This is a genomic window from Candidatus Accumulibacter necessarius, assembly GCF_036625085.1.
Genome location: NZ_JAZKUM010000002.1, coordinates 1 through 19,865 on the forward strand (window position 1 = coordinate 1; position 19,865 = coordinate 19,865).

The 19,865-nt window shown below is 58.2% G+C and carries 15 protein-coding genes and 7 pseudogenes; 7 read left to right on the forward strand and 15 right to left on the reverse strand.

The window, feature by feature from the left end:
- Window positions 1-123: 123 nt before the first annotated feature.
- Window positions 124-537, forward strand: coding sequence for a Tll0287-like domain-containing protein (locus tag V5B44_RS04190; protein ID WP_332357894.1), 414 nt, complete (start codon window positions 124-126; stop codon window positions 535-537).
- On the opposite strand, the gene V5B44_RS26550 is transcribed toward V5B44_RS04190, so the two are convergent.
- From V5B44_RS26550 to yegQ, 6 genes and pseudogenes are all read right to left on the reverse strand, one after another.
- Window positions 498-788 (reverse strand): PAS domain-containing protein, encoded by a 291-nt coding sequence (locus V5B44_RS26550; protein ID WP_434735412.1) that lies wholly within the window; start codon window positions 786-788, stop codon window positions 498-500. The two genes, V5B44_RS04190 and V5B44_RS26550, sit on opposite strands and share 40 nt — an antisense overlap.
- A pseudogene (locus V5B44_RS26555) lies at window positions 751-987 on the reverse strand (PAS domain-containing protein); the annotation flags it as partial. The pseudogene V5B44_RS26555 and the gene V5B44_RS26550, both read right to left, overlap by 38 nt.
- A gap of 52 nt (window positions 988-1,039) precedes the next feature.
- A complete protein-coding gene (locus tag V5B44_RS04200) occupies window positions 1,040-1,495 on the reverse strand; it encodes an SRPBCC family protein (protein WP_332357895.1) in 456 nt (151 codons plus the stop codon).
- Window positions 1,461-2,000 (reverse strand): hypothetical protein, encoded by a 540-nt coding sequence (locus tag V5B44_RS04205; protein WP_332357896.1) that lies wholly within the window; start codon window positions 1,998-2,000, stop codon window positions 1,461-1,463. Before V5B44_RS04205 ends, V5B44_RS04200 begins: the two co-directional genes overlap by 35 nt.
- On the reverse strand, window positions 1,958-2,398 hold the full coding sequence (locus V5B44_RS04210; protein ID WP_332357897.1) for a hypothetical protein: 441 nt from the start codon (window positions 2,396-2,398) through the stop codon (window positions 1,958-1,960). Before V5B44_RS04210 ends, V5B44_RS04205 begins: the two co-directional genes overlap by 43 nt.
- 80 nt (window positions 2,399-2,478) lie before the next feature.
- Window positions 2,479-3,732, reverse strand: a pseudogene (yegQ, locus tag V5B44_RS04215) (tRNA 5-hydroxyuridine modification protein YegQ).
- A 296-nt stretch (window positions 3,733-4,028) separates the two neighbouring features.
- Here yegQ and V5B44_RS04220 point away from each other — a divergent pair.
- The 3 genes and pseudogenes from V5B44_RS04220 (at window position 4,029) to V5B44_RS04230 (ending at window position 6,537) form a co-directional block, all read left to right on the forward strand.
- On the forward strand, window positions 4,029-5,327 hold the full coding sequence (locus tag V5B44_RS04220) for an Rne/Rng family ribonuclease (RefSeq protein ID WP_332357898.1): 1,299 nt from the start codon (window positions 4,029-4,031) through the stop codon (window positions 5,325-5,327).
- A gap of 87 nt (window positions 5,328-5,414) precedes the next feature.
- A pseudogene (locus V5B44_RS04225) lies at window positions 5,415-5,504 on the forward strand (Arm DNA-binding domain-containing protein); the annotation flags it as partial.
- Between the two features lie 496 nt (window positions 5,505-6,000).
- The gene (locus V5B44_RS04230; RefSeq protein ID WP_332357899.1) at window positions 6,001-6,537 is read left to right on the forward strand and encodes a site-specific integrase; all 537 of its coding nucleotides are present in this window, start codon (window positions 6,001-6,003) and stop codon (window positions 6,535-6,537) included.
- Window positions 6,538-6,807: 270 nt separating this feature from the next.
- Here the strand turns inward: V5B44_RS04230 and V5B44_RS04235 are convergent.
- Together V5B44_RS04235 and V5B44_RS04240 are read right to left on the reverse strand one after the other, a co-directional pair.
- Window positions 6,808-8,218, reverse strand: a pseudogene (locus V5B44_RS04235) (IS1182 family transposase).
- A 182-nt stretch (window positions 8,219-8,400) separates the two neighbouring features.
- A complete protein-coding gene (locus V5B44_RS04240; RefSeq protein ID WP_332357900.1) occupies window positions 8,401-9,486 on the reverse strand; it encodes a TIR domain-containing protein in 1,086 nt (361 codons plus the stop codon).
- A gap of 83 nt (window positions 9,487-9,569) precedes the next feature.
- On the opposite strand from V5B44_RS04240, the gene V5B44_RS04245 reads away from it, so the two are divergent.
- Both V5B44_RS04245 and V5B44_RS04250 read left to right on the forward strand, forming a co-directional pair.
- Window positions 9,570-10,001, forward strand: a complete 432-nt coding sequence (locus V5B44_RS04245) for a hypothetical protein (protein WP_332357901.1) — start codon at window positions 9,570-9,572, stop codon at window positions 9,999-10,001.
- Window positions 9,998-10,366 (forward strand): toll/interleukin-1 receptor domain-containing protein, encoded by a 369-nt coding sequence (locus V5B44_RS04250; RefSeq protein WP_332357902.1) that lies wholly within the window; start codon window positions 9,998-10,000, stop codon window positions 10,364-10,366. The genes V5B44_RS04245 and V5B44_RS04250 overlap by 4 nt, the downstream gene beginning before the upstream one ends.
- A gap of 304 nt (window positions 10,367-10,670) precedes the next feature.
- Here V5B44_RS04250 and V5B44_RS04255 read toward each other — a convergent pair.
- Window positions 10,671-11,645 (reverse strand): annotated as a pseudogene (locus tag V5B44_RS04255) (caspase family protein).
- Between the two features lie 19 nt (window positions 11,646-11,664).
- Window positions 11,665-11,929 (reverse strand): annotated as a pseudogene (locus V5B44_RS04260) (TIR domain-containing protein).
- Between the two features lie 161 nt (window positions 11,930-12,090).
- Between V5B44_RS04260 and V5B44_RS04265 the strand changes: the two are divergent.
- Window positions 12,091-13,155 (forward strand): annotated as a pseudogene (locus V5B44_RS04265) (ISAs1 family transposase).
- 190 nt (window positions 13,156-13,345) lie between these two features.
- Here the strand turns inward: V5B44_RS04265 and V5B44_RS04270 are convergent.
- The 5 genes from V5B44_RS04270 to tnpC all read right to left on the reverse strand — a co-directional run bounded on the left by V5B44_RS04270 (window position 13,346) and on the right by tnpC (window position 19,783).
- Complete coding sequence (locus V5B44_RS04270; protein ID WP_332357903.1) at window positions 13,346-14,206, reverse strand: hypothetical protein; 861 nt, start codon at window positions 14,204-14,206, stop codon at window positions 13,346-13,348.
- Between the two features lie 73 nt (window positions 14,207-14,279).
- Window positions 14,280-15,638: a hypothetical protein gene (locus tag V5B44_RS04275; protein WP_332357904.1), complete on the reverse strand. Its 1,359-nt coding sequence runs from the start codon at window positions 15,636-15,638 to the stop codon at window positions 14,280-14,282.
- Window positions 15,639-15,647: 9 nt separating this feature from the next.
- Window positions 15,648-16,835, reverse strand: a complete 1,188-nt coding sequence (locus V5B44_RS04280; protein WP_332357905.1) for a caspase family protein — start codon at window positions 16,833-16,835, stop codon at window positions 15,648-15,650.
- Window positions 16,836-17,005: 170 nt separating this feature from the next.
- The gene (locus V5B44_RS04285; RefSeq protein ID WP_332357906.1) at window positions 17,006-18,046 is read right to left on the reverse strand and encodes a hypothetical protein; all 1,041 of its coding nucleotides are present in this window, start codon (window positions 18,044-18,046) and stop codon (window positions 17,006-17,008) included.
- A 150-nt stretch (window positions 18,047-18,196) separates the two neighbouring features.
- Window positions 18,197-19,783 carry an IS66 family transposase gene (gene tnpC, locus V5B44_RS04290; protein WP_434735403.1) on the reverse strand — a complete coding sequence of 529 codons (1,587 nt, stop codon included), beginning with the start codon at window positions 19,781-19,783 and terminating at the stop codon, window positions 18,197-18,199.
- Between the last annotated feature and the right edge of the window lie 82 nt (window positions 19,784-19,865).

Below are 19,865 nucleotides of genomic sequence, written 5' to 3' on the forward strand. Positions count from 1 at the left end.
CCGCCACCTTGCCTGTTTGGGCGCAGGATGTCGCTGCGCTGACGGCCGAAACCAGAAAGACGGTTCTACCGGTCGTCCCCAAGGTGATCACCGCGATGCAGGAAGCGGTGGCGGGAAAAAGGCGTGGCCGGCGCCATTCCGGTGTGCAGGGATCAGGCGCCGAAGCTGATCAAGGAAGTGCGCGACAGCACCGGCTGGTCGATCCGTCGCGTCAGCCTGAACACCCGCAACCCCGAACGCGGTACGCCCGACCTCTGGGAAGTACGCACGCTCGTCGACTTCAACATTCGCGCGGCAGCGGGTGAAAAGCCGGAAGTCCTGGAGAAGAGCGAAATCGTCACTGAAAACGGCAAGCAGGTGTTTCGCTACATGAAGGCGCTGCCGGTTGCCGACGTCTGCCTCAAGTGCCATGGCCCGGCCGAAGGCCTGGATGCCGACCTGAAGGCCAAGCTGGCCGAGACCTACCCGCACGATCGGGCCACCGGCTACAGCAGCGGTCAGATTCGCGGCGCACTGACCGTCATCCGGCCACTGTAGTTTCCCTCCAGCGCCCTAGCCGAAGCGCACCTCGCCGAAGCTTCCTCGGCGTCGCCGAGCGGGTGGCTGAGGTCGTACTGCACCCCCAGGTAGTAGATGACCGTGCCTTCGCGATCGACCAGCGGCCGGATGCTCAGGCGATTGAGGAACAACTCGCCGGTCTTGCGGTAGTTGCGCAGGGTGACCACGCATGCCTTCCCTGTTCGCCAGCGCCCGGCGGATCGTCGGCAGCGCTTCCTGAGCGCGATCATCTCCCTGCAGGAAGCGGCAGTTGCGGCCGACGATTTCGTCCTGTGAGTAGCCGGACATCTCCTCGAAGACCTTGTTGGCATAGACGATCGGATTGTCGGGCAGGTCCGGGTCCGAGAGGGTGATGCCATTGACGCAAGCGTCGAGAATCTGCGTCAGGACATAAGGAATCAAGCCGTCGTCTTTTGCCGTGGTGAACATGCGCGCCTCCCCTCCAATTCAAAACCTCCAAGCAATGCCATCGCTTGCCGCATTACTCACCGTGGTCGAGCATTTCCTTTTCGATCAGCAACTTCAGTTTGCGTACTGTGCGCCTGGCACCGTCCTGGACGGCAATGCGAATCAACTTTTCGAACGGGCGCAAGCGCCCTTCGAGGATCTCCAGCGCGAAGCTGAAGCCGATCCGGGTCGATGAACTGACGTCCTCGAACTCATAGAGCGAGCGATAAGGCGCCGAAACACCCTTGAAGCAAACGCGTTTGAGCGGCTCCAGCTCGGCCACCTCGAAGATCGATTCGGAGCGGTGTCCCTGGTCGACGCGGACCTGTCGCGCTTGGTAGCCAAGGCGCACCGGGCCGGTCGACAGGGCTTCGAGCTCAACCACTTCGGACGACCAGCGCGGATAGTTGGCCACAAAATCGAGCGCGACGAACTGGTACACGCGTTCAATTTCATCAAACACGACCACGTCCGCTTTGGCGATGATCATCCGCCGGCAGCAGGCTCCTGCTCTCACTGATTTCCCGGCACGTGGCATGCTTGTGCAGCCAGTCGATCAGGCAATCCTGTTCCGGCCAGTCCTGCCGTCGCACGTAGAGCACCGGCGTGCCATTGCAGGCGGCTTCGCTGAAGGTGCCGTAGCCGGGTTTGGCGATCACCGCATCGACCGAGCGCAGGAGATCGGTAATCGGTCGGCCGAGCGGCTCGAAATCGCTGACGTTGGCTTGCGCACCTGCCAGGCTTGCGGGACCAGCCAGCGGACGCCGGCGATCTGCGGCCAGTCGGCGATCGGCAGTTGCTTGCTGATGCCGCCGAAGGCGATCAGGACCAGTCGCTCGTCGGCTGGCACAGCGCAGTTGCTCGCGCAGCGCCTGGCGACAGTCGCGCCGAGGGCGGCAACCGGGCCGATGCGGCGCAAGCCGCGACAGGTCGGCCATCGCCATGCCGGGCGTCAGCCGCAGGAAGCATTCGGCGCCGTTGTACGCGGCCAGCATCTGGCGGTGAATCGGCGGCGCCCAGGGCTCGCGGCGAAGAAATGGGCAAACAGCTCGGCCCAGTTGAGCGAGCACATCGCCAGCGACGGGATGCCGGCGCGGGCGGCGCCGGCCAGCGGCAGGTAGGCGACATCGCTGAGCACCAGGTCGGCTGCAGTTCGGCGAGAGGCGCGCTTCACGATCGACCCGCTGCTTCCCAGTCGGCATGCTGGCGGCGGTAGGCCAGCGCCGTCGCGGCCAGGTCGACGCGCATCGCGTCGTGCATCACGTAGCCGAAGTCGCTGCTGCCGGCAGGTGCGTGAAGCGAGCCGCAAGGCGCGCGTGCAGCGTCGCCGCGGCAGCCCGCTGCGGATGGTGATGCGCAGTTCGGGCAGCTGCGCGGCGAGCGCGTTGAGCACCGGCGCCGCCTGCGCCAGATGGCCGAAGCCGTGCGCCGAGATGTCGACGAAAGATGCGGCGAGACATGGTCGGCTCGGCCTCAGACGAAGCGCGCCAGCATCGCGCCCGGCAATTCGGCCGGCAGGGAATCCACACCCGATGGCCGTTGCCGGGAGCGACGCTGATCTCGCTCCCGTCGATGTGTGCATACGTTCGAGCGTCAGTTGGCGGTTGCCCGAGGGATGGATGATCTCGAGGCCGATCGCCGACCGAAAAGCGGTTCTTGACCTCGATCAGCGCGCGCTGCCGAGCGCATCCCATTGCCAGCACGTCGCCGACGTAGAGGCTGCGCCCGGATTCGGAATGGCCGCGCAGGTAGTTCTGCCGCTCGTGTTCGTGGTGGCGCTGGTAGAAGCCGTCGGTGTAGCCGCGATTGGCCAGGCCCTCGAGTTCGCCGAGCAGTCCGGGGTCGAACGGGCGGCCGGCAACGGCGTCGTCGATGGCGCGGCGATAGACCTGTGCGGTGCGCGCGACGTAGTAGGCGACTTGGTGCGCCCCTCGATCTTCAGCGAATCGACGCCGATCTCGACCAGGCGCCGGACATGCTCGACGGCGCGCAGATCCTTCGAGTTCATGATGTAGGTGCCGTGCTCGTCCTCGTCGATCGGCATCAGTTCGCCCGGACGCTCCTTCTCCTCGAGCAGCCAGCCCGCCTCGGCTGATCGGATTCGGCTGAGCTGGCAGCGCGCACGTCGCCGGCGCCGCATCGTCCTCGCCGGCCGTGCACCTTGTAGTCCCAGCGGCAGGAGTTGGTGCAGGTGCCCTGGTTCGGGTCGCGATGGTTGAAGTAGCCGGAAAGCAGGCAGCGGCCCGAGTAGGCGACGCACAGCGCGCCGTGGACGAAGACTTCGAGTTCGATGTCGGGGCATTGCTGGCGAATCTCGGCGACTTCGTCGAGCGACAGTTCGCGCGACAGGATGATCCGCGTGATGCCCAGCTTCTGCCAGAAACGCACCGCAGCAAAGTTGACGGTATTGGCCTGCACCGAGAGATGGACCGGCATCTCCGGCCAGGTTTCGCGAACCAGGTCGATCAGCCCGGGGTCGGCCATGATCAGCGCGTCCGGCCGAGGGCGACGACCGGCGCCATGTCGTCAGGTAGCTGCGCACCTTGCGGTTGTGCGGCAGGACGTTGCTGACCACGTACAGCTTGCTGCCGGCGGCGTGCGCCTCGGCGATGGCGCTGGCGAGCGCTTGGCGAGGTCGCCGAAGTCGTTGTTGCGCACGCGCAGGCTGTAGCGCGGCTGCCCGGCGTAGACCGCGTCGGCGCCGAAGGCCAGGGCCGTGCGCAGCATCGTCAGCGAACCGGCGGGAGCGAGCAACTCGGGGAGAAGCAGAGGCAAGTGCTGAGAAGGACATCCGGAGGGGGTCGGTCGGAAGGGTAGAATGCGGCAAAGCCGAAATACTTACTCCCATTCTCCAGATTGCCCCGCCATGTCCGAAGAGATCCTGATCAACTTTACACCGCAGGAAACGCGCGTCGCCGTCATGCACCAGGGCGTCGTGCAGGAACTGCATATCGAACGCAGCGCCAGTCGCGGCTTCGTCGGCAACGTCTACGTCGGACGCATCGTCCGCATCCTGCCCGGGCATGCAGTCGGCGTTCATCGACATCGGCCTCGGCCGGACCGCCTTTCTGCATGTCGCCGACATCCGCGAGCCGCGCCCGGGCGACGAACCGCTGCGACCGATCGAGCGCCTGCTGTTCGAAGGGCAGAGCATCCTCGTGCAGGTGATCAAGGACCCGATGGGCAGCAAGGGCGCGCGCCTGTCGACGCAGGTGTCGATCGCCGGCCGCATGCTGGTCTACCTGCCGCAGGACAAGCACATCGGCATCTCGCAGCGGATCGAGCGCGAGTCCGAGCGCGAAGCGCTGCGCGAGAAGCTCGGCCGCCTGGTACCCGGCGACGAACCGGGCGGCTTCATCGTCCGCACGATGGCCGAGAGCGCGACCGAGGCCGAACTGGCCAAGGACATCGAGTACCTGCGCAAGCTCTGGCGCGACATCCGAGCGCAGTCGACCGACCGCCGCGCCGCCTTCGCTGCTCTACCAGGAGCTGTCGCTGGCGCAGCGCGTGCTGCGCGATTTCGTCAATCCCGAGACCGCCCGCATCGTCATCGACTCGCGCGAGAACTTCCAGCGGCTGACCGCCTTTGCCGCCGAGTACACGCCGACCGTGCGCCCCTGCTCGAGCACTACGTCGGCGAACGGCCGCTGTTCGACCTGCACGGCGTCGAGGACGAGATCCAGAAGGCGCTGGCCCGCCGCGTCGATCTGAAGTCGGGCGGCTACCTGATCATCGACCAGACCGAGGCGATGACCACCATCGACGTCAATACCGGCGGCTTCGTCGGCGTGCGCAACTTCGACGACACCATCTTCAAGACCAACCTCGAGGCCGCGCAGACGATCGCCCGCCAGCTGCGCCTGCGCAACCTCGGCGGCATCATCATCATCGACTTCATCGACATGGAGAACGAAGAGCACCGCACGGCGGTGCTCAGCGAGTTCAACAAGGCGCTGGCGCGCGACCACACGCGACTGACGGTCAACGGCTTCACCGCGCTCGGCCTGGTCGAGATGACGCGCAAGCGCACGCGCGAGTCGCTGGCGCACGTCCTGTGCGAAGAATGCCCGACCTGTGGCGGCCGCGGCGAGGTCAAGACGGCGCGCACGGTCTGCTACGAGATCCTCCGCGAACTGCTGCGCGAAGCGCGCCAGTTCAACGCCCGCGAGTATCGCGTGCTCGGCAGCCAGGCGGTGATCGACCGCTTTCTCGACGAGGAGTCGCAGGGGCTGGCGATGCTCTCCGACTTCATCGGCAAGCCGATCTCGCTGCAGGCCGAGCCCAGCTACTCGCAGGAGCAGTACGACATCGTTCTGATGTGAGCCTGGATCAAGGCGGGTACGCCGCTGGCCAAGGCTGACGGCAATGGTCTGACTTTCACGCTATCGGCCGCAGGCCTGGCGGGCTGGATCCTTCGCTACCGGCACGGTGGCCGCCGACGTGAGTTGTCGATTGGCCGCTACCCCGACATCAGCCTGGCCGACGCACGCGGAATCGCCACCATCAAGCGCGCCGAGATCATGCAAGGCGGCAATCCGGCCGCCGACAAGCAGAAAGCCAAGTCCATCGCGGCAAAGGACTGGACTGTGCGGGAACTCGTCAAGGACTACCGGGCCAAGAAGCTCGTGAGCCTGGCTGAGAGCACGCAGGTGAGCTATGGGCGCCACCTCAAGCGCATCGAGAACCGGCTCGGTGCGCTGACCGTGCGCGAGATCGAGGCATCGGACGTAATTGCGCTGATTGAGGCCAGTTCGCTGACTTGGGGCGAGTCCAATATGCTGCTGATCACCACCAAATGCCTGTTCACTCATGCCTGCGGCAAGCGCCTGGTCAACACCAATCCGTGCCACGGCATCATGCTTTCGGCGCTGCTGGGCGAGCGGCCGCCGAAGCGACAGCGCCTGATGCTGACCAGGGAAGAACTGCACCTTCTCTTGAACGCCGGCATGCGCAAGCGCAATTTCACTGATCATCCGCATCCTGCTGGCCACCGCTGTGCGCAGCGCGGAACTCTACAAGGCGAAGTGGGAGGACGTTTACCTCGACGAGGCGCGCTGGCGCATCCCGAAAAGCAAGACCGGCCCTGCGATGGATATCCCGCTGGCGCCTGTCGTCGTCGGGTGGTTCCGGGAACTGCGAGAGATGGCAGGCGAGTCGGCCTATGTGCTGCCCGCCTGGACACGGGGCCGCGCTGCGCGAAACGGTGGCGATACCCACGTCAGCAAGGACAGCATCCGTGAAACGATCGGCTACTGGCTCGATACCGACAAGCCGGCGGTGCGCCGTTTCACGCCGCACGACCTGCGCAGCACAATGAAGTCACACATGCGGGCGCTGGGTGTGCCGAGGGACATCTCCGAGATGTGCCTAAATCACAAGCTGTCGGGCGTGGAGGGGATTTACGACCAACATACCTACTTCGACGAGCGCAAGGAGGCATTGGAAAAGTGGGCTCAATTTCTTGTGGCATGCGAGTCCGCGAGCAATGCGGTGCCGATCACTGTGGCAAAGGCAGTTCAAGGGCCTGATTGAATGGTTGAGGAGCAATGCGAGGCACTGCGTGGCGGCAGAAGTTCAAGAAATGCGGCTCGTTTAAGGATGAGGTGCAGGCAATTGCCAAGGCTCAGCGTGGGCAGAGTAGACGGCTGCAGGTCGGCCTTTGCGGTCATTGGGATGGTTGTCTGATTCGGTCAGCAATGCGTCGGATTCTGTTGAAAAACTCGCCAACGAGTTGGCAGTCCCGGCCATTTCAAGCCGTTTTGGCGGACTCCAGGGCCTAAAATCGCCTCGGCGAGTGGTTTTCTAGCCCCATTTCAGGGCCATTTTTGCTACTCCAGGCGCACCTCTCCCGTCTTGAGGTAAGGTTGGCATGGCCAGCTTGGCTAAACGCCGCAGATTCTGCGCCACGGCTGCCAAAGTGAACTCGTCGGTGGCGCCGCTCAGCCCGCGCAACCGCAAGCGGTCCAAGCGCAGGATGCTTTTGAGATGGGCGAAGAGCATCTCAACCTTCTTGCGCTCGAAGCAGGATTGCCGATACGCCGCGGTCCTGGCGATGCGCCGGGCGACGTCACGCGCATTCTCATGGATGCTGCGGTGAATCTTGCGGTGCGTCGTGTTGGGACAGCAGCGAGTCTTCAGCGGACAACCTGCACAGTCCGCCGTACGACTGCGGTAGATGATGGTGTCGGCCTTGGTGATGTGCGTGCGCTCCAGCTTTCGCCAATCGCAGCGCAAGGGCTTTTCGGCCGGGCAGCGGTATTCGTTGGCGGCTTCGTTCCACGCGAAGTCCTGGCTGGAGAGGGTGCCGTCTTGGCGCCCCGGTCCTGTCCCAGACCGGCACGTGCGGTTCGATGCCTTTCTCCTCGACCATCCAAGCCAGCATTGGCGCCGTACCGTAGGCCGTATCGCCGATGAGCCGTTCGGGTTTGAGGTCAAATCGTTCTTCGACCCGGTCCACCATGATCTTCGTCGATTCGACTTCCAGCGTCCGGTGGGCGGGTGTTGCCTCGACATCGACGATCACGCCATGGGCCGTGTCGATGAGGTAGTTGGTCGAATAGGCAAAGAAGGACGGCTCCCCCGTGGCACCGGTTAGCCGAGCCTGCGGGTCGCTCAGGGAAAGGGTGCGGGAGGCCGGCTGCTTGGCCACTTCATCGTCTAGCCCTGCCAGGTACTCCTTCACCGCCCGGCTAGCCTCGGATTTATCCGCCCAGTCAATCGCCTGGCCCGGCGCCACGGCCGGATGACGGCTGGCGTCGGCCGCCACGATGCTCGCATCTACAGCGAATCCTTCGCCCTTGACCAGGTGGGCGGCCATGCATTGGCGCACGACGCGCTCGAAGAGCCAGCGGAAAGTGCCGCTTTCCCGGAAGCGACCATGGCGGTTCTTCGAGAAGGTGGAATGATCCGGAACGGCATCTTCCAAACCAAGCCGGCAGAACCAGCGATAGGCGAGATTGAGGTGGACTTCCTCACACAGCCGCCGCTCGGATCGGATGCCATAGCAGTAGCCGACGATCAACATCCGTAGCATCAGTTCGGGATCGACTGAAGGACGGCCTGTGGCACTGTAGGCGTCTGCCAGATGGGCGCGCAGGCCGCTTAGGTCCAAGTGGTGATCGATGGCCCGCAGCAGGTGGTTCGACGGGATGCGATCCTCAAGGTTGAAGCTGTAGAACAACCGATCCTGCCCACCTCTCTGCTGCCCCATCATCTCGCCACCTCGGCATTAAATGCTGTAAGCATATTTTACCGCTGACCCCGGTGGCTGCGGGGGTTTTTCAACAGAATCCGTCGGTAAGCTGACCTTCAACGTGTTAGCTCAGGGGGTGCAAAGCCAGCTTGCCGGCGAAGCCTCCCTCTGGAGAAAAGGATTAGGCGTCAACGTGCTAGGGCTCAAGATGCGCGGATTAACGAATAAATCGATGTTCTGCGTTGTACAGAATTCTCCGGGAACGCAATGTCCGGCAGGTTGCCCCGCAAGTACGCGGCAGTTCGAGACACTCGAGGTTCACTCCCTGCAAATGTCGAGAGTAGTTGCCCAACATCTCGAAAGGTCTCTTCTACCTGAAGCCCGGCGCGAGTGCATAGCAGGCAAAAGCCGCATAGAACATAATCCACGACAGATAGAAGCTCGGTCTCAGTGTTGATGGGGGGCTCCCTTCTCTCGCGAGCAACCACAAGGTATTGATGAAAAAGTGCTGGCAATCGCAAGAAGGGCATGACGGCCGCGGTGTCTACGCTTTGCTGCTCTGTGCTCTCAACTGTATGGATAAGGTGGTGTACGCTGTACTTGCCCAGAATGTCTAGTGTCCAGTTCCATGCGAATTCCATCAGAAGCGCCGGGGTGAGATGCACTATGGTATTGGAAGGCGGCGCCCCTACGAGGCCCAGACGCAAAGCATGTATCTCACTTCCCTGCTCAAACTGACCCATGGCAAAGTTCTTCACGAGGTATTCCACATGCTTGACGATCAATCTGGTCCGCTCGTTGACCGGCAGCCGACCTAATAGATCGGCCCGGCCCGCAATGTCGTGCGATGCCCACTTGTTGAGTGCCTCGGAGTGGTCAGGCAGTTTGGACAGGAATGAGACGATGCCTTGGAACCCTGCATCGGTGAAGGGAAAAGTTGGCCTGTCGGCCAGCATGGAGGGAATAAGCGATCTTGCTGAGTCACTGGCGTGAACCGAAATCACCCGGTCAATCGACAGATCCTGCTCCGATCGCAAACCGAGTGCGTACTCCTCCTGGCACCATCGCGTATCGCGGTAATTGTCGCCCACAAAGATACAGATGACACGTGCGTTGGAGAATGCCCGAGAGATTTGCTTCTCCGCTGAGACAAGAGGGGAATAGAATGCCTTTACATCCGCCCAGGCGAAGTAGCTATGTGCTTCGACCGAATCGACAATACGGAGTGCCGCATCTGAGGCCTCTTGGTTGTGACTCACCACAAGGTCAATAAGCTTCGAGTTGTGCATGACTTTATGTTTCGAAATCGCAAGACGCTGCGTCTATTATGCCTATCGAATAACAATTTTCAATTGACCATCTCGCCGATTTTATGAAACCAGCACAGGTCTTTATCTCATACGCAGGTCACGATTCGTTTGAGGCTTCGTTGCTACAGTTCTCAATCGAGACCCTACTCGCGCCGCAGCGCGTTACCGCTTGGACGTATCAACGAGACCAATCTCGGTCGGAGAAGGAAGTTGCCAAGGCTCTCAAGAAGTCCGTGCAAGATTCCATGGCCACGGTGTTTATCGTCTCTCCCAGTACAATCGAAGCCGGTGCCGCACAGTGGATGGAACTTGCCTACTCAGATGCATTTGAGGTTGAGACTTTTGTGCTTTTGCACCACCTTGACTATAACGATTTAAAAAGCAAAGACCGTGGTGTACCACCACTACTCCTCGCAAGTCAGTGTAATTCGGCAATGGAGTGGAGGAAAGTTGTTGAAGATATTCGAAACCTTGTTAAAGGTGACCAATCATGAGTTCTAAGGTTTTCATTTCTTACGCCACTAGAGACACTGCTTTTGCCGAATTGGTGAAATCAAAGATCAACGAACTGCTACCACACGACAACATTGAAACCACAGAGATTTTCGACGTTCGATCCGACCTGGAAGTCGGTGTAGATATCAGGAAGTCAATCAAATCTGCAATTGAGGAGGCACGCACGGTAGTTGTAGTTTCGTCCGAAGGCAGCGATCTCTCCCCTTGGGTTAATTATGAAGTTGGACTAGCCGATGCGTTGGGTAAGGAATTGGTTTTCGTTGAGCAGCAAGGTGCCGCAGACTCAGAATTGCACCGCCGTTTCAGTGAAAGCGCTCGCATCATTAAGGTGGAAAATGGCTAATCCATCAAAACGAGGAACTGTCAGATCAGGTCGCGAATTCAACAATTTATATGCCACTCATGGGCTTATGGCGACGCTTAATCAACGCGCAAGCATTCAGTGTATCTAGTTACTGCCTTGTCCTCGGAGTCATTTCTGTTTGCTCTTTACTCAATTGCGTGTTCACCAGCGCTGAGGCGTTGTCGGGCCGCCCAGCCGGATTCGGTCCAGGACCCGCATGTAGCCGTCCCCCGGCAGCACAAGCCACCTAATGACCTTCGTGTAGCCGTTGGCGGTCCTCCGGAATGCCTTGTTGCGGCAATTGTTATATTCGGTTCTTTTCAACAAGCCTACGATAGTGCTCACCCAGAGCAGTAAGTCTGCAAAACTCACTCTCCATTGCAGCGTTCCACATGTGAGGTGCGTTCACTGGCACAAGTAGATTGAGCCGGTTGTATTTTTGCAGGATTGCGAATGTCCTTGTGTTTTCAGGATTCGGAGCAGGCATGCCTGGATCTCGTCCCTTCATTTCCGGCTCGTAGGTCGGGTCTAGGGATACTCAAACCCAGGAGAAGGGAAAAACTCTGTGATTCTTTGCAGATCAGAAATGGGAATCGGTGGAGCCACCTTTCTTAAAGAAACGAACTGCTTTACATTCGTTTTAAAAACCGGCCTCTGCTCCCAAGCACCGAGTGATTGGTCTATGTGGGCATAAATACTGCCAGGGGTTATGTCGCCGGTAAGATTCGCTGCGCTTCCATTGAGCGCATCGACAAAGAGAGTAGTAAATACGCCTCTTCCATTCTCTTCGGTTGCATACTGTTCTTTCGTTGAGGCGGTGAGAACAGTTAGCCCCTCTGCTAATGAGGCTAGCTGCCCGGCGGAAGGTGCGCTCCCAGCAATTCCTGAGTGGCAGCTATCCAAAACGATAATTTTATTCTCTGCAGGTGAATCATTTGCCAATATTAAGATTTCAGACAGAGAAACGCCTTCGTCGCCGCGCCGTGAATCAGTGGCAAGGAGATATCCACCAGTCGCCTCAACATGGCCATGCCCAGCGAAATAGAACAAAGCAATTTCAGCTTTAGTCTTGAATAGTTTCTCAATTTGATCTTTCAGTTTGCCACGATCTACGCGATCACTCGGCCCCGTGCCTGTACGCAGGATGCAATCAAAAATTAACTCCACCACCATCATGGCGAGCCAGAACAGCTTTGACCGCATGCGCATCATCAACGCAACCAAACAGTGGACTGCCATGCTCGTAGTAGTTAATGCCGACAATTAGTGCTATTCGCATAGTATTTGTCCCCTGTCAGCTAGAGGCTATCGATGAATTTCTCGATTGCCGGCCATGTCCACACTACTGTATTGACGCCGACAAGATTTGTTTGATCGTCTTTGAATGCCCAAACTCCAAACCTTTTTCTTTTCTTCTCGTGCACATTGAATCTCCCACTTCTGGCCGCTCGAATTCAGCGAGTTCCTGCTAACAAGCGCGATAACGCCATCTGATCGCCGGATACGAGTACAAACCCGATCCTTCCAATTGGAGTCGTAAGGCTCCTTGACGGACATGTCCATCAGGGTCTCCGCACTCGAACATCATTAATTTATTTGGCATATCCGATTACAAAAATCTTTTAACCTTCAATGGCTTATGACAATAACTTGTAAACAGTCAAGAAATCCCGTCTACTCTCGTCTTTTGGGCAGCGCAAAAGATGACGAGAGGAACGGCCTTGATGGAACTGTTGAGCGATATAGACGATCCGCGCCAACCGAGCAACGGAACCCGGCATGACTTTCAGGAATTGTTGGTGATGACCCTCTCGGCGGTGCTCGCTGATTGCGACACGATTGAAGACGTGGCGGCTTGGTCGCGCGCCCACACCATTTGGCTGCGCCAGTTCCTCGTACTCAAGCACGGTATTCCTTCGGAAGACACCTTTCTGCGGGTCTTCCGCCTGCTCGACCCGAAGCAATTCGAAGCCTGTTTCCGCCGCTGGGTACGCCATCTCATCCCGAATCTGGGCGGCACGATCGCGGTGCAAAATGGTGCGTGGATCTGGTGGTGGCGGCGAAACAGCCATTCACATGGTCACTTTTGCGACCAGGCTGGGTCTGGTACTTGGTCAGGAGAAAGTGTCGGCGAAGAGCAACGAGCGAACTGCTCGATGCCCTTACCTGCAAGGCTTTCTCGTCAGTATCGATGCGATGGGCTGCCAACGGGCGATTGCCGAGAAGAATTGCCAAGAAGGCCGATTACTTGCTCGGTGAAGGGCAATCAGCCCAAGCTTTTGCAGGCGATTCAAGATGCTTTCCTTGACCGCAAGGATCAGATTGTCCATGTTGAGCAGGCCGAACAAGGGCATGGCCGACTCGTTGCCCAGCGCTGCTCGGTACTGCCGGCTACCGGCATCGTGCCGGAAAGCGATTGGCCGGAATGCGCGGTCATCGTACGCATTGACTCGGTACGCCAGGTCAAAGGTAAGCCGCTCGGCATGGAACAGCGCTACTACATTGCCTCGCGCGATCTCGCGCCGGCAGAAGTAGCCGAGGCGGTTCGTTCGCACTGGGGAATTGAAAACCAGCTTCATTGGGTGCTTGATGTCACCATGAAAGAAGATGCCAGCACGGTGCGCAAGGACAATGCACCGGAGAACCTCTCGCTGCTCAAGAAGATCGTCCTCAACCTGTTACGGATGGATACGACCGACAAGGTCAAATCCAGCCTGCGCCTGAAGCGCAAACGGGCGGCTTGGGATGATGAGCTGCGCATGCGTTTCCTGGGGCTGAGACCGTTATGATGTTCGAGTGCGGAAGCCCTGACATGTCCATGTACTCGAATGGTGAGTTTGTATGCAGTGACTGGCCTTTTAGAAAGTCTCGCTGCCGCTCATCTTCGATAGCAAATGCCACAAAAATCACTTTTTTCTCGGCCATTTTGCTTCTTCCCATTTTGGTGGTTATGATCTTGCGTGTGCAATACGGATCGCTTTACAGTTCTTCTTCCGCCTGTCGAATGAATTCCCGCCATTCTGTAGAGTACTTCCAAGCACCAGCCGCTTTGGACTGGTCCACGGCGTCAATCACCTCTTTGGGCAAGGCTTGGAGTTCGCGACTTGGTCCGAGGTGCTCGAAGAAGTCTTGCTCGTACCAGAGTTGAATTTCTCGGAAGTCATCAAGGGCCGTTGCGCGCTCATGAGGCGTCGCGTCGGAAGTCGAGCTGATGAACTCCGAATATCGCCAGCTACGCTCTACGTCCCAGCGTCGAAGAAGGGAAAACGCGTCACCAGCGTTGGATGGGAAATATTCTCGATCTAGTCCATTTATCGTTGTTATTTTGTCGTTAGAGAGAAGTGTCTCAAGTTCGACGGTCCTAAACACACTATCGTTGAACGCGCCCTCAGCGATGATTTCAATCCGTCCAGTCGCAGCGCCAGCGAAACGACTCGAAAGGACGTCCCACAAGTTTCGAGCAACCAAGAAAAGTGGATCCTTTTCCGGGTAGTTCAGGTGCGAGCCGATCAAGAACTCTCCGCCAGTCGTGTCTTCCAGACAACAAGCGATTCCAAGTGCCCGGAATACTTCCGCTTCGCGGCATGAGAGCTTGTCCCACCATTTCGAGCCATCAGGTGTCGCCTCGTCCATGGGGACTCCCGTCAGGATGTCTCTCCCCGACCACAGAAGGGCCATGTTCTCCGGCGATGAAACGTCGACAGAAAAAACTTCGCCTTGCAGGTTGGCGATCTGCTCTCTACTCAATTGCGGGCCACGGGCAGCGGCTCGCGCACGCGCCTCGCCAAGACGAGATTTCCAAGTCAGGCCAAAGTCGCGACGAATGCTTTTATTGTGCACAACTACTCCACTATTAGTAGCGGTTCAGATGTTGAGCGCCAGCTTTTTGAAAGCAAGTCGTCAGCAAAGGTGCCTACTCATCGCCGTCAAAAATGCTGAAAGCCTTAGTCTGGCGCTGCATACTCATATTTTCGGCAATATCGCGACTCTTTATGACTGGGTAGGAATGGACTATCAATCGATTTTCAACTCCACGTACCCCAAATAATTTGCGTTCAATACTTTGTGGCTTTTGAACACTATGTTGCCAACTGGGATAATTAGAATCCGCTAACTCAGTCAATGGGTTATCTGGGGTTCCGTATGTCTGACCCCAAGATGGCTGTTCCGGGCTCCTGCCATAAAACGCAAAGTACGCCCCCTTAGAGCAGCGCGCTTGGTTATATATCTGTGCAGATCTATACGCCGCACGAAACATCTCCGATTCATTGTCACCCCGATGAACCGCTGCCATTGTTTCCACCAAGATTGAGGCACCAAGTCCAAAGACAGGAAGTCCGCGATCAACAGCTAGTTTGAGATAAGCGCGAACCTCTTCCTCATTTGAGTCGTTGCTTTGCAGTGCCAAGGCTGCGGCAACGATAGCGCTATCGGCAAGATACGGGAACCAGTTGACGAGATTTTCAACCCAATGCCGCCGACTATCTAACCGTTTGAGCTTTAGCAGAAAGTAAGCTCCTGCGGCGGCAGACACCGGATCATCTAGCTTCTCGTAGAGCATCAGATCCGCGGCCTTCCAGTTATCACCCAGTAGCGAAGCCTCCATCGCAGCACCACGCGTCAGGTAGGACATGATCAACTCATTCATTGGGTGGCTACGCCCGACCGTGACATCAATCGAGTCACCCTCGTTGGTGGTGCTTCGCGTCAATGCAACACGCACCAACCCTCGGGGCGGAAGCGAAACCAGACGCCAAGCCACACTATCGCCACCAACCTGTAGCAAGTGCTGCCCATCCGGAATGTCTAATGACACTTGGCGCATTCCCATGTCACGCATTTGTTCGTTTGGAGTAACGTCCTCTGCCGCCCAGCTCCCGTTTCGCAATGCCCACAGCGTCATCCAAACCTGACCAATGCGCCTCACCGGTTCGGACTGCTGGCCACTCTGCTGCGAACGCAAATGCGACAGCGAACGAAATGGTGTGACCCATTGCAACCACTCGTGCGGACTATCTGTAACAATCGGAATCTGAACGACGTTTACCTCACTATCCAAACGACATACCCGCTGTACGCATTGGTTGTTGGGTAGCCGGGCTACCACATGAACCCTTTGAACATTGTCTTCAAGAACGATGGCTTCGTGGTTTATTGGAGAGGCAATTCCATTGGCGAGCAGTTCGCCATCCGGGCCCAATACATCAAAGGGCACCGTCAGCAAACGCTCATCGCTGTATGCACCTGGGACTGAGACTATTAGCTGTTTCATCGCAGTTCCTCAGGCGATATCAAAGCGGTAGGTAACGACCGCTTGTGACAGTTGTTGATCCGTGCACAGTTTTTCGGGGAACAAGTTACCCACCGCACAGGCACCGTAGGTCCAATCACCTCTTGGCACCACGAACTGCGCCGGCCCACCATTTAACGTTTTCAGATCTCTTGGTGTCCCATTTCGTTCCATGAACACTTGTGCTACCGGGCGAAACCCAACGGGATTGATGTCGAGTTCGACTAAGACTGATGGCCGTTTTGTCAGTACATGGATGCCGACGTTCCACGTTCCGTCGCCTTGAGATAACCCTAGCTTCTGCCACTTTGCATCACCAGGTTTCTGCATTTTTGACAGAAACGCAGAGGTCGCTTCACGAAGCTGTGCTGCTGTCACATCAAAATACATTTGACCAGCACGCTGCTGTCCGCAGTAACCACGCAGTGCCTGCAGTAGCGCGGCGGTAAACCTTGCAGTGTCGTTGGGCTGTGCGTAGGCCTGGCGGTTGGTGGTGGTCGCTCTCAATACCTGCCACTCGGTACAGAGCGGCTCTCCGCTCTTCTTCCCGTCAACGAGCGCCTGTGGAGCATTGATCTGAAACACCAGATCTGGGCTGAACTCCATGCACGCATCTATTAGGAATAGCAAGGTCGCCTTAGTCTTCCGAATCGATGCCTGGCAGGTGTTGGATACGTGGAAAGTGGCAGTCCACGGTGCCTCCGAATCCGTGCCGAAGTCATCGGCGATCAACACTTGGTCAACACCGTCACCAACCCCATGGCCACAGAAATAGAATACCCCGCGGCTGTTCGGATTCTCCCCCAACCGTTTCAACCATCGCTTATAAGCCTCGCGGACGTTGATGAGAACGGATCGCGTTACCGGTTTGGATTGGCCCAGCGGGGTGACGTAGTCATGTGCTGGCGATGCCAACATTTCAATGCTTCCCAGAGGCGCTTCGGGATTATGAAATGCCTGCTCAGCAGGTAGGCCAACAGAGGGAAACATGCCATCGACGCCACTCAAAAACCAGTTAGCCATCGCGTCGACAGACTGACGAGGGGATGTCAGCGGCGCCAGCCCACCATACCCGGCTTTTGCAAGGTCAGGATACTCACCGCAAGCGACCAGCAGCACATGTGTGGCAGGTGCTGTCGAGTTTAGCTTTAAAGCATCCGACTCAAACACGAGGCTCATGACTCAGTCCTATGAAAGTCGTGCTGCAAGCCGCTTATAGAAGCTAGGACGAGCGAAATAGCCACCATGCGCCTGTAAAAGACCGTATCCTGTATCGAATTGATAGTCTGTCGGCCCCTCAAATACACCTTGTGTACGAAATGAAAATACGTCGTTAGTGTCGAAGACATTCAGCCACTTCCCGATGCCTTTCGGCTTGCCAAGCGGTCTGCGGGTGGATTGGGAGGAACACCGAGCTTACTGGCACGGTAAAGAGTCATTTCCTCGAATACCGCGACTTGCGAGCCAACGGAGGCAAATACGTCTACCTTCAGATCTGGCTTGAAATAGGTCAAGATGTCATAGACGATAACCCCGCCCAGGCTGTGCCCAATGACGATGAGTTTATCGTCGCCCGGTTTTCTGGCGGCATTGGCTAGTATGAGTTCGTTCAGAACGTCTTTTACTATGGCCCCAAGAGCATCTACGGTACCGCGCTCGCTCAAATAAACAAAAATATCCCCGAGGAACCGTGTGGCTTTCTCGTGCACGGACTTACGTCCTAGCCCGACCAATAGTGAAGTCGCTGCGTCCGTCGGAGCCGAGCCCAAGCGGCTCACGGCCTCCTTGAGCGACTGAAACCAATCCGACAACCCGAGTGATTCGTGTGCTTCGCCTGACTTTGAAGGCCGGTATGGCTCGATCTCCTGAAGCAACTTGAGCACGAACGCTTCATTTGTTAGAGGTTGTCCCTGTAGCGCCCAAAGCGGCGCAGGTTGCGCCTTCGCAAAGGCTATCGATGCAGCGTACCCTTCAACCACATCCTCGTACCCATTCGATTGTTGTGCAACTGCCGATGCAGTGTCCCAGACCAAGTCAATAGCGGCTTCGAAGCCTTTTGTCCGACTAACCTGTCCTAAGCTGACAACAATGGGACCGTGCTGGTAGCGCGCTTCACCAATCCACATTTCCAGGTCGCTGGAATCAGGGCCGAGTGCATTCAAGGTAAATGACTCAACGGCATCTGAACTCAAGGGAAGCGATGCTTGATTCCACCTGAACTTTACTCCATGCCCGCCCCAGTATGGAAAGAAAACGGAGACGAGGGATGAATCTAATCCAACACGGGGTGCAAAGATATTCTTTAGATAGGTTTCAATCTGAGACTGACATGAAGCAAAGCCAGCGTCCTCTTGGCGATTATTGACTCCATGCACAAAAACGATGGGCATATTTCCCTCCAAGATCAAAAAAAACGAACAGCTTGCCAAAGAGTTATTGGAATATCATTATTACTCGCTAGTTCCTGCGATGCCAAGAGGTTTATTTTGTCCTGTTGCCGAGTATGACGAATAGGGCTTGTTCGTAATCGTTCACTCCCCCTACGCTGTTGCCGGGATGACAGGGATGGCGGGAAGCGGCAAACCCTTGCGAGCGGCGGCGATGACGGTGGCGAGGTACTGCCAGGCAGAAGCGGCGCGACGGCGACAGGTTTCGATAAGGCTGGCGAGCAGAGCAAAGGCGCGGGAGCCCTGTTCAGAGCGCGTGCCGTGACTGATGTGGCGCGAAATCACCCAGTGCCGTAGCGCCTGTTCGGCGGCGTTGTTGGAGAGCGGGAGGTGAGGCTCGGCAAGCGGACGGAAGATCACGGTCCAGTCGTAGAGGAACTCGCGCACGACGCCGCCCAGTACCTCGTGGCGATCCGTCCGATGCGTTTCGCACAGGTGCTGCAGCCGGTCAACGTCGGCTGCGTGGCGTAAGGGCAGTGCTTCTGGCGGCGGATCGGTCCGCGCCGCGTAGATGGCGGCCATCAGCGTTTTCATGATCCCTTGCATCTCCTGCCCGACCCCAGATACTCGGTGATCGCTCGATTCGGCCAGGCCCCGCAGCTTGCGCATCAGGTGCGGCCAGCAGCGCAGGCGGTTTTCCCAGGCGCGATAGACCACGTAACCGTCACTGATCAGAATGCCGTGATAGCCGTCTTGCAGGGCGTTCTCCAGCATTTCCCGGCTGCGCGGGCCAATGAGGAAGAGTACGGTGTGGGGGGTGACCAGAGCCCACAGCCACAGCAGTACACCGGATTCTGGCCACGACGTTTCATCCACATGCAATTGTGTTGTCTGCACGAGGTCGGCTACCAAGGCATCCTCCAGCGGCAAACTGGCACGCCCGGCTTCGCGGATCGTCTCGTCGATCACGCCGGCGCTCAGCGTCAGATCGAACACTTCCCTCAGCAGTTCGCGGATGCTCGCCCGGGACAGGCGCATGCGCAGCGCGAGCAGAACGATGACTCCGGCCAAGCGAGGACCCACCAAGCGCCACTCGCCCAGTTCAGTCGTCTCCCACTGGTCGTCCGCTGGCGCCCGCCACGGCAGTGCACGACTGACATGGCCGCAGGCGCAGCGCACTTCAAGCAAACGGTGACGCGTGACACTGAACGTCAGCCCGATCAGGCCCTCGACCTGCGGCGCGATGTCGATTTCGTCCCAAGCCGTGTAAGCCTGCGACCCGGCGTCCGCCGCCAGCGCTAGCCCACAAGCCGTGCAGCTTTCAGGGCGGTGCTCACACGTGGCGGTCACCGCCAGTTTCTGCGTGCGCCCATGGCCCGGACTGCCGGGTTGCCTGCCGGGCGACTTCCCCGAACCTTTCCCGGGCGAGGGGCCGTTGGCAACAGCCGGGCTGGTTCCTGCCGTCTCTTTCGGCAAATCTCCCACCGTGTCGGTCGCGGTAGCGTCTGCCGTGCCGCTCTCGGCTGGCGTCTCCTTGTCCTTCGCCGCATCGCCCGCCTTCTCCCACGGCGCTTGGCTAGTCGGCGGACATGAACTGTTGGTCGGGTTCCGATTCAGCCGGTCCTGTAACTCCTTGACGTCATGCAGCAGACGCTTCGACACCTCCAGCAATAGTTCCGCCGGTAGCTTCTTGAGCCACTCGTCGTCCATTTGGAAAAGGTCATGCTTGCTCAGGCGCATCCTGCCGGCTCTGTCTCGTCGTCCTCAAGAGTCGGATTCTGTCATACAAATCATTGGCCTGGCAGCTTTTCTTAAGGGGGAG